The organism is Mesorhizobium sp. LNHC221B00 (genome assembly GCF_000502935.1).
GTDB lineage: Bacteria > Pseudomonadota > Alphaproteobacteria > Rhizobiales > Rhizobiaceae > Mesorhizobium > Mesorhizobium opportunistum.
Genome location: NZ_AYWR01000003.1, coordinates 191,052 through 206,098 on the forward strand (window position 1 = coordinate 191,052; position 15,047 = coordinate 206,098).

Below are 15,047 nucleotides of genomic sequence, written 5' to 3' on the forward strand. Positions count from 1 at the left end.
TTTTTGTCTCATCTAGCCTAGGTTGTAGCCACTGTTAGAATCAAGAGCTTGCAAGAATGATCACAGGTGAATTGCGTTCGAAGATCGATGCCGTCTGGAATGCCTTCTGGGCGGGAGGCATAGCCAACCCTCTCGAGGTGATCGAGCAGATCACCTATCTGCTATTCATGCGCGGGCTGGACGATGCCGAGCAGCTCGAGGAGAACCGCTCGACGCGGACCGGCCAGTCTATGCGCCAGCATATCTTTCCTGATGGGAAGGACGGCATCGGCGCGAACGGCGGCGTAGCCTATGCGGACATGCGCTGGTCGCGACTGAAGAACAAGGATGCCGCCACGATGTTCGAGCTCGTTTCCGAACACGTCTTCCCGTTCCTGCGCACCATGGCGGAGGACGGCACAGCGCATGCGACCCACATGAAGGGCGCGCGATTCACCATTCCCTCGCCGGCGCTGCTGGTGAAGGTGGTCGACCTCATCGACAAGCTGCCGATGCAGCACCGCGACACTAAGGGCGACCTCTACGAATACATGCTGTCGAAAATCGCCAGCGCCGGCCAGAACGGCCAGTTCCGCACGCCGCGCCACATCATCGCGCTGATGGTGGAGATGACGGCGCCGACCCCGAAGGACATCATCTGCGACCCGGCCTGCGGCACCTGCGGCTTCCTGGTCGCGGCCGGCGAATACCTGCGCGACAACCATCCCAAGCTATTCATCGACCAGGAGAGCCGCGACCATTTCAACGAGGAGATGTTCCACGGCTTCGACTTCGACAACACCATGTTGCGCATCGGTTCAATGAACATGACGCTGCACGGCGTCGAAGATCCCGATATCCGGTATAAGGATTCGCTCAGCCAGGAGCATGCCGACGACGAGGACCGCTATTCGCTGGTGCTGGCTAATCCGCCCTTCGCCGGCTCGCTTGACGCCGATCAGGTGGCCAAGGATCTGCAGGCTATCGTCAAGACCAAGAAGACCGAGCTTCTGTTCATGGCGCTGTTCCTCAAGCTGCTGAAGCCCGGCGGGCGAGCGGCGGTGATCGTCCCCGACGGCGTGCTGTTCGGTTCCTCCACTGCTCACAAGGAAATCCGCAGGATGCTGGTCGAGGATCACCGCCTCGACGGCATCGTCAAGCTGCCGTCCGGCGTGTTCCGGCCCTACGCCGGTGTTTCGACCGCCATCGTGCTGTTCACCAAGACAAATTCCGGTGGCACCGAACATGTCTGGTTCTACGACTGTCAAGCCGATGGCTTTTCGCTGGATGACAAGCGTAGCGCCCTGCTGCCGGGCGAAAAGATCGGGCCGACGCCGGTGCACCGCGAGGCAGGCCATTTCGTCAACCTGACATTGAATGACGAGGAACTGGCTAGAAACAACCTGCCCGACATCGCTGCGCGCTGGGCGAACCGCAACGGGGAGGAGCGCGAGCGGCCGCGCACGGCGCAGAGCTTCTGCGTGGCCAAAGCGGACATCGCGGCGACCGGATATGATCTTTCCATCAATCGCTACAAGGAGGTGGTGCACGAGGCACAGGAGCATCGCCCGCCAAAGGAGATCATTGCCGAGTTGAAGGCGCTGGAGAAGGAGATCGCGGAAGGACTAGTAGAATTGGAGGCGATGCTGTGAATTGGCCGCTCGCGTCCCTATCTAGCATCGGGTCGGTCAACACGGGCTCCACGCCAAAGACAAATGTTGCGGAGTATTGGGATGGGGATATTCCGTTTATCACTCCGTCGGAGCTGGGCTCTGGAGAACCAATCACATCGGCCGATCGTAGATTGACCCGAAAGGGCGCAGCGGTAGGCCGCATCATCCCTACTGAAGCAGTTTTGGTATGCTGTATAGGATCCTTGGGTAAGACGGGAATTGCCGGAACCCCAGTTGTAGCCAACCAGCAGATCAACTGGATTGACTTCGACAAGACCAAAGTCTGGCCGAGATACGGTTACTATGCATGTGAACGGCTCGGGCGCACTTTGGAATCAAGTTCCGCCTCTACGACTATTCCGATAGTGAACAAGTCTCGCTTTTCGGCGCTTATGATCCCGCTGCCACCGCTCCGCGAGCAACAGCGGATCGCGGCGATCCTAGACAAGTCGGATGTGCTCCGCCGCAAGCGCAAGCGCGCCGTCGAATTGCTCGACAACCTCACGCAGTCGATCTTTTTCGAATTGTTCGGACACACTAGCGACGATATTTCGAATTGGGGCGATCCTATCCCTTTGTCGGATTTGGCTGAGATCGGATCGGGAATAACAAAGGGCAGAAAGCTGAACGGACAGTCCACCAGGCCGGTTCCTTACCTTGCCGTGGCAAACGTTCAAGATCGAAGGCTCGAACTCACCAACGTCAAAACGATTCACGCTACGGAAAGTGAAATCTCCCGCCATCGTCTACGAAAAGACGACCTGTTGCTGACTGAGGGAGGGGATCCGGACAAGCTTGGACGGGGCACTCTCTGGGCTGACGAGCTAAGTGAGGCAATACATCAAAACCACATATTCCGAGTGCGAATAAATTCCAATGCGGTCCTGCCTCTGTTTCTGAATTGGCTCGTGGCTAGCCCGTATGGAAAGAGATACTTTTTAGGTGTTGCAAAGCAGACAACTGGAATCGCTTCGATCAATAAAACGCAATTGTCAGAGTTTCCAACTATCGTTCCACCGATCGATCTACAACGACGCTTTGCTCGGATGGCTCAGTCCATAGGTGCCGAAACAGAACGTGTAATATCGTCGCTAACAGAGACTCAGCTACTCTTCGCCTCACTTCAGCAACGCGCCTTTGACGGAGAGTTCCGATGAACGGCGAGCTCCTTCGTGTATGGTCGCGCACCTGGCAGGAAGTATGGCTTCCTTTCGCAAAGTCATCAAAGACTCCCGAGGATCTCTTCTCAGAATTTGTAAGAAATTTGGCGTCCCCACCGCAACCACCCACATCACCTCCAGCGCCTCCTAGCGGTGCTTTTGATGCCAGTGGCGAATTGATTGACGCGGCGGCGATCCAAGCTCGTGTCGAATATGAAGGAGCAATGACGCGCTACTCTCATTATCGTGACCGATACGAAACAGCACTTAACTCTGAGAAAGCCGCCAGAGAATTCTTCAGAACGCTATTAACTGAAATAAGCAGCGAAACTGAAGCAGTTATTTTTCTCGAATCGGCTCACAATGCTCTCGTAACATACGGTGATGATAGTCTAAACGATCGTTTTAGAGCGCTGATAAAGAGATTTATTGTTGGGTTTAGTCTACGGTATGAAGTTCGTGAGCCATTTTCATTGCATATAACGATTCCTGGGGTTTTTTCTAAGTTGATCGCCGAGATCAGACGTATCTCATCAGCAGACGATCACCTCAGGAATCTGTATGACGATTTTGAGGAAGCATTTTCAGACCTCAGATTGAACCGGACACAAGCTCGTATGAAAACATGCTTGCAGAAGCAGTTCAACCTACTAGAGGCGTTGGGTCGAAATTGTCCGAATGTGACTGCAACGACTTTGGGGGCGATATGCGATCAGTTGGATTGGCCACACGCGAGACTAAAGGAAGTAGGGAAAGACCTTTATAGGTTTGGATCCGACTATCCAGGTCTAAGGCACGGAGGCACTCCGGCGAACGCACTTCGGAACCTTGAAATGAAAGACTTTATTAGCGTTTCACTCATGCTGGCTTCATTCACTCCATACTTGACCAACGGCCTCGATTCTGATCACTGCTATAGCGCGTAGTATTCCATGTCCAACTTCACTTTTCTGGCCGCCGAATTCCCATCCGTCCACGAGGCGGCGGTGGAAGCCGAACGGCAGGCGGGCGTGTCGCCGACGGCAGCGGCGTTCTTCGCCGGCAAGACGGTTGAGCTCGCGGTCAAATGGGCGTTCCGCAACGACCCGGGTCTGAAGCTGCCCTATCAGGACAATATCGCGGCCCTGCTTCATGAGCCTAGCTTTCGCCGGGCGGCGGGCGAGGCGGTGTTCGCCAAGGCGAAGTTCATCAACACGCTGCGCAACCGCGCCGTGCACGAGGAAAAGACTATTCGGCCTGGAGATGGTGCCGGGGCGGTCAAGGAATTGTTCCATGTTTGCTTCTGGCTGGCGCGCACCTATGCGCGCAAGGCAAAGCCGGCGGACAGCCTCGCTTTCGACCCCTCGGTGCTGGTGCGTCGCGACGAGACGCTGAAAAAGGCCTTCGCGCATCTGAAGGCGCAGCAAGCCGAGCTCGACGCCAAGAACGGCGAGTTGACCAAGCTGCTTTCCGACCGGCAGAACCTCGACGCCGAATTGCAGCGCCTGCGTGCCGAAGTGGCGGCGGCCCGGCATGCCGCCGAGGCGGCTCCCTCCACGCATGACTACAACGAGGCCGAGACCCGCGACCGCTTCATCGACCTTCTGCTGCGCGAGGCGGGCTGGGCGCTGGACAGGCCGGAAGACATTGAATTCCGCGTCGACGGCATGCCGAACGACGAGGGCGTAGGCTTCGTCGACTATGTGTTGTGGGGCGCGGATGGCAAGCCGCTCGGCCTGGCGGAGGCCAAGCGCACGCGCAAGGATGCCCGCCAGGGTCAGCAGCAGGCAAAACTTTATGCCGACCGGCTGGAGGCGCGCTATGGCCAGCGGCCGGTGATCTTCTACTCGAATGGCTATGAGCACTGGATCTGGGACGATGTGCGCTATCCGCCGCGCCAGATCGGCGGCTTCTACAAGCGTGACGAGTTGGAACTCCTGATCCAGCGCACGAGCCGCAGGAGGCTCGCCGAGACAAAGCTCAACACGAAGATCGCCGGCGACAAGCGCCCCTACCAGCAGCGTGCCATCCGTGCCATCGCCAAGGCCTTCGAAGACGAGGGCGAGCGCAAGGCGCTGCTGGTGATGGCCACCGGCTCAGGCAAGACGCGCACCGTCATAGCCCTGGTCGACCTGCTGATGCGCGCTGGCTGGGTGAAGCGCGTGCTGTTCCTTGCAGATCGCGTGGCGCTGGTGAACCAGGCCGCCGGCGCGTTCAAGGCGCATCTGCCGGATTCGGCGCCGGTCAATCTGGTCACCGAACGCACCAGCGAGGGCCGCGTGTTCCTCTCCACCTATCCGACGATGATGAACCTCATCGACGGCAGGCAGGAGGGCAAGGCGAAGTTCGGTCCTGGCCATTTCGACCTCATCGTCATCGACGAGGCTCACCGCTCGGTCTACCAGCGCTATCGCGCGATCTTCGAGTATTTTGACTCGTTCCTCGTCGGCCTGACCGCGACACCCAAGGACGAGATCGACAAGAACACCTATTCGCTGTTCGACCTGGAAGACGGCGTGCCCACCGACGCCTATAGCCTCGAGGAAGCGGTCGCCGACGGCCATCTCGTGCCGCCGGTAGCGACCTCCGTGCCGCTGAAGATCGTGCGCTCCGGCTTGCGCTACGACGATCTCTCCGAAGAGGAGAAGGACCAGTGGGACATGTTGGAATGGGGCGAGGACGAGATCCCCGATACGGTCGAGGCGGCCGAGGTGAACAAACGCCTGTTCAACCAGGACACCGTCGACCAGGTTATCGCGCACCTGATGCAGAACGGGGTGAAGGTCGAAGGCGGCGACCGGCTCGGCAAGACCATCATCTTTGCCAAGAACCAGGCGCACGCTGTTTACGTCGAAGCTCGCTTCAACGCGGCGTATCCGTCGCTTGCTGGACATTTCGCCCGCGTCATCACCTATGAGAGCGGCGCCTACGCGCAGACGCTGATCGACGACTTCTCCAAGAAGGACAAGGCCCCGCACATCGCCATCTCGGTCGACATGCTGGATACCGGCATCGACGTGCCGGAAGTGGTGAACCTGGTCTTCTTCAAGCAGATTCGGTCGAAGACAAAATTCTGGCAGATGATGGGCCGCGGCACGCGTCTCTGCCCCGATCTGTTCGGTCCCGGCCAAGACAAGGAGTTCTTCCGCGTCTTCGACTATTGCCAGAACCTCGAATTTTTCGGCGCCAATCCGGAGATCAAGGAGGCCAGCGCGGCCAAGTCGCTGTCGGCCCGCCTATTCGCCACCAGGCTCGATCTTGTGCGTGCATTGGATGAGAAGGATGGCAAGGCGGGCGGCTTTGCGGCACCCGAGCAGCAACCTTACCAGGCGTCCGGCAATCGTCCAGACCCGCCAAGCGTGGAAGAGGTGCGCGCGAGCGCGCTCGCCGTTCTGCGCGAGACCGTCGCTGGCCTGAACCTCGAGAACTTCATCGTGCGCCAGAAGCGCCGGACGGTCGAGAAATACCAGGCTGACCAGGCTTGGAGTGGCATCGACGACGAGGCGCGCGACGAACTGGTGAGCGACATTGCACCATTGCCTTCGTCACGTGAACTGGGGACCGAGGAAGCGAAGCGCTTCGACCTGCTGATGTTCCAGCTTGAGCTTGCACTGCTGAAAGGCTCGAAGCGTTTCGACACGTTGAAGAAACAGCTTCTGGAGATCGCATCCGCTCTCGAAGATCAGACGGCCATTCCGGGCATCGCAGCCCAGGCCGCGCTCATTGAAGAGATCCAGACCGCCGAGTGGTGGGAGGGCATTACCGTTCCCTTGCTAGAGCTGGCGCGGCTGCGCCTACGCAATCTGATTCAGCACATCGAGAAGGGCCGCAGGGCGATCGTCTACTCGAACTTCGCGGATGAGATCGGCGCCGGTGAGGAGATCGATCTGCCGCAAGTCGGAGAGGCCGATTTCGCCCGCTTCAAGGCGAAGGCTCGGCACTTCCTCCGTGGTCTTTCCGGCAACCAGGTTCTCGACAAGCTACACCAGGGCGAGCCGCTGACCGCTTACGATCTGACGGAGTTGGAACGGCTGCTGCTGGAGGCAGGGATTGCCGGTCCGCAGGATATCGAGCGCGCCAAGGAGGCCAGCCGCGGCTTCGGTCGCTTCGTGCGCTCGCTGGTCGGGCTCGACCGGGCGGCCGTGAACGCGGCCTTCGCCGATTTCCTCGCGCATGGAACCGCCACCCATCAACAGATCGCGTTCATCGACTTAGTGGTCGAGCATCTGACTGAAGCCGGATCGATGGATCCCGCCTTGCTCTATGAGGCGCCGTTTACCGACATCGCACCGACCGGGCCGGAGCAGGTCTTCGACGATGGGCGCGTTACGGATCTCGTTGCCCGGATCCGGGAGATCAGCAACAGCGCTGTTGTGTGAAATAGGCGATCGAATTGTTGGTCGTGCTCGGAGCCGCCCCCTATTCGTGCGGGAACGAAGGGGCACGTCGGCGAACTGACGCCGGACGAGTTGTGCGTCGAACCTCGGTGCAGGGGCCATGGTCGCGCTGCCGATGACAATCTCCCGAGAACCCAAATCCGCAACGGTTGCGGATTCCAATGCACCCGAGGGCAACATCATCACATCGCCGTCTCGGCGGGTCACGCTCGAGTGAAACTTCTTCCGCGAGCAGTCATGGCGCGCCGACCAGGTTCATCGACTGGTATGGAGGCACGGAGACGGCCGCGCATGCCCCTTTCGGCCGATCTCGTGTCGAGACCAGTTAGGCGTTGATCAGCCAAGTGTGCAAGTTTTTCCCGGGACATTTCGCAGAGATGCGGGGGCAGAAACCCTTAAGCAGCAGCCGTTGGCTCAAAACTGTCTTCGCTGGACCTAATAACTTCTTTATTACCTCATACTCCAACAGCATCCTTCCCCACCTTCTCTATGGGAGCTTACTTGGAGAAGGCAGCCCCGACACGCCGCTCGAGTTCGCCGAGTGCATCGCTGACGCGCCCGTTCAGCTCCTCGTATGCACGAAAGGTTCCGGCCTTCTGGGTTCCGACGCGCGACGGCCGCTGCATCTTCAACCCATTCGCTACCATCCGTCCTTGCTCTTGTCGTCGCAATTTCTTGGCCAGCCTCTCTCTCGCGTCGTCCATGGCCTTCAACCCGATCACGCCAATCTTCAGGAATTTCCGGATCCGGTGCTGATCGTGCCATATATTGATCGCGGCACCCAGGGGGCGGCCAGCCTTCCCTGTGCCGTGAAATGTCGGCAGCATGAACGTGAAGAACGACTTCTGTAGCCGTGCGAAGTGCAGGTTGGGAAGATCCTCGAGGAACGTCACGCCAAGCCGTTCCACTGCCGGCCGATCTAATGTCACCTCGACCCGCACCCGCTTATCGGCATCATCAAGCGGCACGAACGTTCCCGCGTCTCTGTTCTGCTGATCGACCACCTTGTCCATGATGCGCCATCTCACGTCGGCATTTTTTGCGCCGACGTAGTAGTTCGCGTCCACGAACGGCGCACGGTCGTGTTCCGTCGAAATTAGAAAATGCTCGTTGACGCACGGCTCCTCTTTAGGGAGGTGCATGAGCACCTGGTCGTGTTTTTTCTTCTTCTCCGCTGCCGCCTCCGCTTTTGTTCCCCAGGTGAAACGAGGGCGGTCGTAGGGGCGCGATATCACGTCCCGGTCGGTCCAGAAATGCCGGGTCAGTGCGGTGTATAACTTCGCACGGGCCGCATCGTCAGGATCTTTCGGTTTGAAATCGACGCTGATTTCAATCGCCCGAACTGCAGGCAGTATTTCCGATCCGTATTTGGCCTCGAGGGCGTCGCAAAGCGCTCGGATCTTTCGCAGGTCTGGCTCCTGGATCGTGACGTCGAACTTGTCGGACACACCTCCCGGTTCCTCGTCGTGGATATCAACGTGACAGTTCGTTCCGAGCGCCGAATCTACATCTCGCTTCAACCATTGAATCTGCGTCTTCCGGCCAAGCCAGAAACAGATCACGATCCAATCAATCACCGCTCGGCAGGAGAAGGCTTCCAGGTCGATGTCCGGTTCCAGCGTATAGCGCCCAGCCAGACGGGCCTGCGAATTGGCCATGGGTCTCCGCCGGAAGATAAGTTCGCCGGGGTCCGACTTGGTTTTGATCGTGAAGTAGGGAACTGAGATCGCCATTTGTGCCCCGCCGTGGATGCCGATGCCGTATCGGGTGCCGTGATTCGCAGCAATCCCGTCCGGCACGAGACCACGAACACAATAGCGTTTGCCGACTCATAGAGAGTCGCTGGTGAGACTTGGCGCCTCCAGAGTCCCTTTCGCTGGCTTGTCTCCCGGAACGCACTGTTGGGCTTCTATGCCGTTCTCTGAGGTTGGCGCCCCAAGCAAGTGGTCTGGTAGGGCTGGCCAAAAAATCCAGTCCCAACAGTTTTCGTGCTTGACAAGCGTGATTGTGATTTCTATATTCACAATCACAAGGGGTAGCACCATGGCCAAATCGGCTGCACAACGTAAACGCGAACAGATCGAACGGCAGCGAGAGCAGGAGCGTCTGCTCCCTGACAGCACTTATCCCTTCCTGAAAGAGCCGTTCTGCGCCTGGCTCGAGCGGACCAAGGCCGGTGGCGATTGGGAAGCCGCCATGTTCCACCTGGACGCCGCAGCATTGCCGCGCCCGGAATTCGACGATGACCGCGGCCCGTATTCCATTGATGGCGAGGTCGAGCGGTTGAAGGACGACAACTACGATCCTTATGCGGGTTTCGAAGGATCCATCGGCCGCGCCGAAAGCATGGTCGACAATCTCATCGCCACCGCGTCCGGCATGGCGATGGTGATCAATCACTACAAGCAGGAGGAGCTCAAGAAGCGAATAGCAGAAATCGAACAGTCAGATCTCTCGGACCCTGAGGTCCGCAAGAAGGCGCTCGCCGACATCGTCCGGCTGAAGACGATGATGGATCGTCTCCAGGACAAGATGGTCCGGGTGTCGCTCTATCAATGGAAGATCAAGGGCGAATAGCCGTCGAGAGAGATGCCTGCCGGAACGGCTGCAACCGCCCGGCAGGCGAATGGAAATGCCGACTACCAATCAACCTTTCCAACATCGCAACCACATAGGAGTAATCGCGATGAGCTTTCAGGATACCATGACCATGACGGCGCCGGCAACGCTGGCCACGGATGACGAACTTCAGGATCTCGACCTTGGCGCCAGCAATGTTGTCGCCCTTCCGACGAAGTCGCCCGAACCTAAATCCGCAACCGTTGCGGATTCGAAGCCGCTTGAGGGCGAGATCATCCCGCCGACCGACGCCGACAAGAAGGTCGCAGCCCGGGCAACCGACAATGATGCGCAGTTCGCTTCGATCGCTGACCGCATCCGGACCCGGACGCACCGCGGGGTGCTCATGCTCGTGGAAAACGGTCGCGACCTGATCACCGTCAAGAAGAAGATGGAACACGGCCGTTTCGGCGATTGGCTCAAGCGCGAGTTTGGCTGGAGTGAGCGCACCGCGCAGAACTACATGAACGCCTCCAGGGCGTTCGATGAGCTTGCAGCGCGGGGTTGCGCGCCCGAGTCTGTCGCCCTTCTGCCGCCGACCGCGCTTTACGACTTCGACAGAAAGTCGGACGAATACAAGGACAAGTGCGTGAAGGGCATCATGTCCGGCGCCATCGCGAAGGCGGCGAAGTGCTCAAAGAAGATGAAGCCGGCCACCAGCAAGAGGGCGTCGACCTCGGCCTCGACCGACAAGAACCAGGATGCGGCCGAAGAGTTGGCGAAGCGCATTGCTGACGCGCTGCCTCATGCGGCCCGGCAGGAGATTGATGGCCACGCCGGCTTTAACGCGCCCGCCTTCGGTGGGCTTTTGGGCAAGGCAATCGCAGCGTCTTTTGGGGTGCGTTCTAGCGGAGGAGCCGAATAATGGCCAACCGTCACGAACGCCGCCGTGCAATGAAGATCCGCAAGGTCGAGGAACAGGTGATGAGCGTGGAGGAGTTTATCAACCTCCCCGGCATGTGCGCATGGGACGGATGCTTCAAGAGCACCACCGAACCGCACAGGCATGGCTGGAGTTCCATGCTTCTCTACAAGGGCGAGCCGAAGATGAACTTCGTGGAAATCGATCCTCGGCTGATGGCACGCGACTGCGTCCTTTGCCCGGAACATGCGCGGTATCTGGACGAGCATCTTCTCTTGGATATCGGTGGCCGGCTCCGCACCGTCGAGGGAACCGCCTGATGCCCATCATCCCCTCAGAAGCGTATGAACCCGATCCTCGTGATATGCTGCTCTTCGATATCGCGGATACCATCGGAGCGGCTTTGTCCGACACTGCCGACATCGGGGTTCTGGAAGTTGCAGAAATGATCCTTGACCTCGTCGAGGAGAGCCCGAGCCCGATCTTCCATGAAAAGGCACGCATCAGAATGAAGGCCGGGTCGCGGATGACGCCTGCTTCTTAACCTGTTCTGCACGTCGACAGCCAGGAGGCTGCTGCGCATCAGCAGGCTCTTGGCATTTCCATTGGAGGTTTGGCCGCGTCCAATCAAAGCCAAGCATGCGGTCGGCGCACCAGTATGCCTCCTTTGTCGTGCTCCTGTATCTCTGAAACACTTGTGGTCGTTCAACGAGACCTAGCCATCGGCACTGCCGGAAAGCACAATCTCGGGCATCCGTTTTACGGCCAGCTTTATGCCTGACGCTCGCGCACGGGCCGTCCTGGAAATATATTCGGCCTTGCCTGGCAAGGTTCCGGTCGTTTCGCCTGCGCTTCGGTGCCTTTCGACAAGAATAGCTATCGCGCCCATGGGGCGGATGAGCTTCTCTCATCAGTTTCCTCGTCAGGCTAAGCCGTTCAGCTTGATCCATTGGCGGACGCTTAAGTTGACACTTCGCCAAAAAAGCTGATTTAAGCTCTAAAGTGCCAACCTAATGTAAACTTATGTCAACATAGCGGTAGGTTCAGGGGCGTTTGATTGTCCATCGAGGTTGACAGCGACTGGCCTGACGTAGGCAAAATGACCCATTCACGGGTTTTAAGTTGACACTCTGGAGCCCAAAGTTGACACTCGGAAAGTTGAGTGCCAACTTATCCGCGCAACCTGGGGTAGCAATGAAGTGCTATCGACGTGTGCGTAGGGAGCACTGTCTATTGGACTGTGGCCAGAGGAGGATTGGAGCCCCGAATATCGGTGGTGTCCCGAGACATCCCCATCGCACCTGCGCCACCATCCTAGGACTTCGATGGATTTCCACGGGAGGTGCTTTTTTCCTGCTCCTAGGGATAAAACGTTGGCCATTCCCCAGTTTTTTCCGACGCAGGTTTTAGGTTCGAAACAGTCAGCGATATGCACCTAGGAAACGGCATAGTAGCTGGCGATGTCGCTGGCACGTATCCAGCTGATCCAACCGTGAGCGCTGCCGCTGAGTTGCAAGGGAAGCCTCGTTGCCTATCTGGGCTCACACTGGTTTCAACACGAAATCAAATTCCGCTTTCCATTTTACGTCGCCATCCTGAACCGGAACGAAATCGACGATAAGCGAGTCCTTCACGCCGAAGACTGCATCCGACTCGATATAGCGATCGCCGGCTACAAAAATGTGAGTGCAGACGCGGTCATACCCAGGTGCGCCGCATAGGAAGTGCATGTGCGCCGGCCTATAAGGATGGCGTCCCAACTTCTCCAGCATCTGGCCAACGGGTCCATCGTCAGGGATCGGGTAAGAGACAGGCTTGATTCCCCGGAAGAAGTAGCGACCGTCCGCTCCGGTCCGAAAGACACCACGATTGTTGAAGGGTGGCTGGATGTCCGGTTGCTGGACATCGTAAAACCCCTCTTCATTGTCAGACCATACATCGACACAAGCGTCGGCAATGGGCTTTCCGTCCAGGTCGAGAACACGCCCTTCATACAAGCAAAGCTCTCCCAGACCATCTAGGTTGATGCTGTCGCCCATTTGCCTTTCGGGCGCACCAACAACATGGAATGGGCCAAATACAGTGCTCTCCGTAGCACCGCTTGGCCTCCGGTGATTGACTGCATCGACCAGCATGGAAACCCCTAGCACGTCAGAAAGCAGGATGAACTCCTGCCTCGATTGACTGCAGATCTGCCCTGTCCGGGTCAGGAATTCGATGGCGACGCCCCATTCCTCTTCCGTCGGTTCGACGTCTTTGATGAAGGCATGCAGATGCGCCACGAGGGACCCCATAACCTGGCGGAGGCGCGGGTTGATGGTATTGCCCATGCGCGCATTGACCGTTTCCGCTGAGTTGTGTTCGTTCAAATACTTCGCCATGTGTGGTTTTTCCCAATTGCGCGCTTGATCGTGGCTCCACGAACTTAAACCGTTCCCCCCAAGGATGCCTCCAACTGCGCAAGTTCTTGTCCGCCGGCCATCAAATTTTGTAACTCCTCGGCACTGATATGGCCCCGGTCGGCTGTCCCCAGGGTCTTGCCGCGGTTGAGAACTGTGAAGCGGTCACCGACGGCCAGCGCGTGCCGGACATTGTGCGTGATGAACACGACACCGATACCCTTTTTCCGGACACGATCGATGGTCGTGAGAACGTTGGCGGTCTGCCGCACACCAAGAGCCGATGTGGGCTCGTCCAGTATGAGAACCTTCGCACCAAAGTAGACTGCGCGCGCGATGGCAACAGTTTGGCGCTCACCGCCCGAGAGCGTTCCCACTGCCTGGCTGGGCTCGCGCAGGTTGATGCCCATATGCCGCATTTCCTGCATGGTGATCGTGTCGGCCTTCTCGATATCGAAACGGCGGAAAGGCCAGATGCCCTTCTGGGGTTCTCTGCCCATCCAGAAATTTCGCGCAACGCTCATCAGGGGGATCATTGCGAGGTCCTGATAGACCGTTGCGATGCCTGCCGTCATCGCGTCCCGAGGAGTGGTGAAGTGAGCGACTTGCCCACTGACTCTAATTTCCCCTTGGGAAGGGACATGCACGCCGGACATGGTCTTGATCAAAGTCGACTTGCCTGCGCCGTTGTCGCCAAGCAGGCAATGGCACTCGCCGGGCTGCACGTCGAAAGACACTCCAGACAAGGCTATGATGTGACCGAACTGCTTGCGAATGTCGACCATTTCGAGGATCGGGGCAGCCATCACTTCTCTCCCGTGATCATTCGGCGCACGTAGGTGTTGGCCAGAACTGCGGCGAGCAGGATGCTCCCTAGGAACACACGGAAAAGCGAACTTTCCACGTTGGTGAAAAACAAGCCTTGCTGGACGACACCGAAGATAATCGCGCCCAGAGCGGCGCCGACCACGGAGCCGTAACCACCGGTAAGAAGTGCTCCGCCGATCACCACGCAGATGATGGCCTCGAACTCCTTGGTAATTCCCCGGTCAGAGGCTGCCGACCCGAACTCGATGACTTGCTCGATGCCGAGGAACGCGGCGCACAGGGCAGCAACCATAAACATGAGTATCTTCACGCGGGCAATCGGAACACCGACGTATCGGGCAGCTTCCGGATCACCGCCCGCAGCAAAAATCCAGTTTCCGAAACGGGTCCGGGTGAGAACCCATTGCCCGACGAGCACGAAAACGATCGCCCAAATTATCAACATGGGTATGCCGCTCACGACCGGCTGCCCCATGCGGGTGCCCTTGGTGAAGGTTGCTATGACGCCTTGCTGACCAAGCCACTGGAACAATCCTGTGAAAGCCTCACCTCCCAAGAGCCAGGCGATTGGATCTCCGGCTGCGACTTCACCAAGACCCGAAACAACGGGCTGGCGGTTGAATGTGATGGCGCTCCAGATCGTGGCACCGCGAAGAATGAAAAGAAATGCGAGAGTGACGATGAACGAAGGCAAGCCGGTGCGGATGACAAGCCAGCCGTTGATCATGCCAAGGCTCGCGCAGAGCATCATCGTCAACAGGATCCCTGCCCATACAGGTATGCCGAGCTTCATGACAAGAAGCGCAAACACCATGCCAGAGAAGCCCACCATCGAGCCGAGCGAAAGATCGAATTCACCGGCAATCATCAAAAGGCATACACCGACCGCAAGCACGACGAACTGGGCCGAAACCGTGCTCCAATTCATCACTCCCTCGAGGGCGAACATTTGCGTGCCACCAGCAAGGACCAAGAAGAATACGAAAACCGCGATCGTGCCGCAGATGGCCCCGAGCTCTGGCCGAATAAGCGCCTTGTGGAGTCGATGCAGCTCTTTTACGCGTTCGTCGTTAGGGAGCGTGGGCCGTGGAACCTCGGTGGTCTGCACATTCGTCATGATTTCCAACTCCTGCCGTAAGGCTACGGCGGAA

The 15,047-nt window shown here is 58.2% G+C and carries 12 protein-coding genes; 8 read left to right on the forward strand and 4 right to left on the reverse strand.

What is annotated here, in order from left to right; genetic code table 11:
- Positions 1-56 precede the first annotated feature (56 nt).
- Genes X741_RS161130 through X741_RS161125 form a run of 4 tightly spaced genes read left to right on the forward strand, consistent with a single transcriptional unit; the run spans position 57 to position 7,170 of the window.
- Positions 57-1,631, forward strand: a complete 1,575-nt coding sequence (locus X741_RS161130) for a class I SAM-dependent DNA methyltransferase (protein ID WP_023776494.1) — start codon at positions 57-59, stop codon at positions 1,629-1,631.
- The gene (locus X741_RS0134050) at positions 1,628-2,809 is read left to right on the forward strand and encodes a restriction endonuclease subunit S (RefSeq protein ID WP_031249794.1); all 1,182 of its coding nucleotides are present in this window, start codon (positions 1,628-1,630) and stop codon (positions 2,807-2,809) included. Before X741_RS161130 ends, X741_RS0134050 begins: the two co-directional genes overlap by 4 nt.
- A complete protein-coding gene (locus X741_RS1000000169530; RefSeq protein ID WP_156937835.1) occupies positions 2,806-3,738 on the forward strand; it encodes a hypothetical protein in 933 nt (310 codons plus the stop codon). The genes X741_RS0134050 and X741_RS1000000169530 overlap by 4 nt, the downstream gene beginning before the upstream one ends.
- Positions 3,739-3,744: 6 nt before the next feature.
- On the forward strand, positions 3,745-7,170 hold the full coding sequence (locus X741_RS161125; protein WP_023776496.1) for a DEAD/DEAH box helicase family protein: 3,426 nt from the start codon (positions 3,745-3,747) through the stop codon (positions 7,168-7,170).
- Between the two features lie 515 nt (positions 7,171-7,685).
- Here X741_RS161125 and X741_RS161120 read toward each other — a convergent pair.
- Positions 7,686-8,987, reverse strand: a complete 1,302-nt coding sequence (locus X741_RS161120) for a hypothetical protein (protein ID WP_084018310.1) — start codon at positions 8,985-8,987, stop codon at positions 7,686-7,688.
- 193 nt (positions 8,988-9,180) lie between these two features.
- Here X741_RS161120 and X741_RS161115 point away from each other — a divergent pair, with 193 nt between their 5' ends.
- The 4 genes from X741_RS161115 to X741_RS0134055 all read left to right on the forward strand — a co-directional run bounded on the left by X741_RS161115 (position 9,181) and on the right by X741_RS0134055 (position 11,213).
- On the forward strand, positions 9,181-9,765 hold the full coding sequence (locus X741_RS161115) for a hypothetical protein (RefSeq protein ID WP_156937836.1): 585 nt from the start codon (positions 9,181-9,183) through the stop codon (positions 9,763-9,765).
- Between the two features lie 127 nt (positions 9,766-9,892).
- Positions 9,893-10,672, forward strand: coding sequence for a DUF3102 domain-containing protein (locus X741_RS161110; RefSeq protein ID WP_198023929.1), 780 nt, complete (start codon positions 9,893-9,895; stop codon positions 10,670-10,672).
- Complete coding sequence (locus X741_RS161105; protein ID WP_023776500.1) at positions 10,672-10,989, forward strand: hypothetical protein; 318 nt, start codon at positions 10,672-10,674, stop codon at positions 10,987-10,989. The genes X741_RS161110 and X741_RS161105 overlap by 1 nt, the downstream gene beginning before the upstream one ends.
- Positions 10,989-11,213: a hypothetical protein gene (locus X741_RS0134055; RefSeq protein WP_031249795.1), complete on the forward strand. Its 225-nt coding sequence runs from the start codon at positions 10,989-10,991 to the stop codon at positions 11,211-11,213. Before X741_RS161105 ends, X741_RS0134055 begins: the two co-directional genes overlap by 1 nt.
- A 997-nt stretch (positions 11,214-12,210) precedes the next feature.
- Here X741_RS0134055 and X741_RS161100 read toward each other — a convergent pair.
- Genes X741_RS161100 through X741_RS161090 form a run of 3 tightly spaced genes read right to left on the reverse strand, consistent with a single transcriptional unit; the run spans position 12,211 to position 15,013 of the window.
- Positions 12,211-13,050, reverse strand: a complete 840-nt coding sequence (locus X741_RS161100; RefSeq protein ID WP_023776502.1) for an intradiol ring-cleavage dioxygenase — start codon at positions 13,048-13,050, stop codon at positions 12,211-12,213.
- 44 nt (positions 13,051-13,094) lie between these two features.
- A complete protein-coding gene (locus X741_RS161095; RefSeq protein WP_023776503.1) occupies positions 13,095-13,874 on the reverse strand; it encodes an ATP-binding cassette domain-containing protein in 780 nt (259 codons plus the stop codon).
- Entirely contained in the window at positions 13,874-15,013 is a 1,140-nt protein-coding gene (locus tag X741_RS161090; RefSeq protein WP_023776504.1) for an ABC transporter permease, read from the reverse strand. The genes X741_RS161095 and X741_RS161090 overlap by 1 nt, the downstream gene beginning before the upstream one ends.
- Positions 15,014-15,047 lie beyond the last annotated feature (34 nt).

Excerpts from the sequence above, each read along its gene's own strand:
- X741_RS1000000169530 (WP_156937835.1), top strand. The coding sequence starts at position 2,806 with ATGAACGGCGAGCTCCTTCGTGTATGGTCGCGCACCTGGCAGGAAGTA.
- X741_RS161095 (WP_023776503.1), bottom strand. The coding sequence starts at position 13,874 with ATGGCTGCCCCGATCCTCGAAATGGTCGACATTCGCAAGCAGTTCGGT.
- X741_RS161125 (WP_023776496.1), top strand. The coding sequence starts at position 3,745 with ATGTCCAACTTCACTTTTCTGGCCGCCGAATTCCCATCCGTCCACGAG.
- X741_RS161105 (WP_023776500.1), top strand. The coding sequence starts at position 10,672 with ATGGCCAACCGTCACGAACGCCGCCGTGCAATGAAGATCCGCAAGGTC.
- X741_RS0134055 (WP_031249795.1), top strand. The coding sequence starts at position 10,989 with ATGCCCATCATCCCCTCAGAAGCGTATGAACCCGATCCTCGTGATATG.
- X741_RS161130 (WP_023776494.1), top strand. The coding sequence starts at position 57 with ATGATCACAGGTGAATTGCGTTCGAAGATCGATGCCGTCTGGAATGCC.
- X741_RS161090 (WP_023776504.1), bottom strand. The coding sequence starts at position 15,013 with ATGACGAATGTGCAGACCACCGAGGTTCCACGGCCCACGCTCCCTAAC.
- X741_RS161110 (WP_198023929.1), top strand. The coding sequence starts at position 9,893 with ATGACCATGACGGCGCCGGCAACGCTGGCCACGGATGACGAACTTCAG.
- X741_RS161100 (WP_023776502.1), bottom strand. The coding sequence starts at position 13,050 with ATGGCGAAGTATTTGAACGAACACAACTCAGCGGAAACGGTCAATGCG.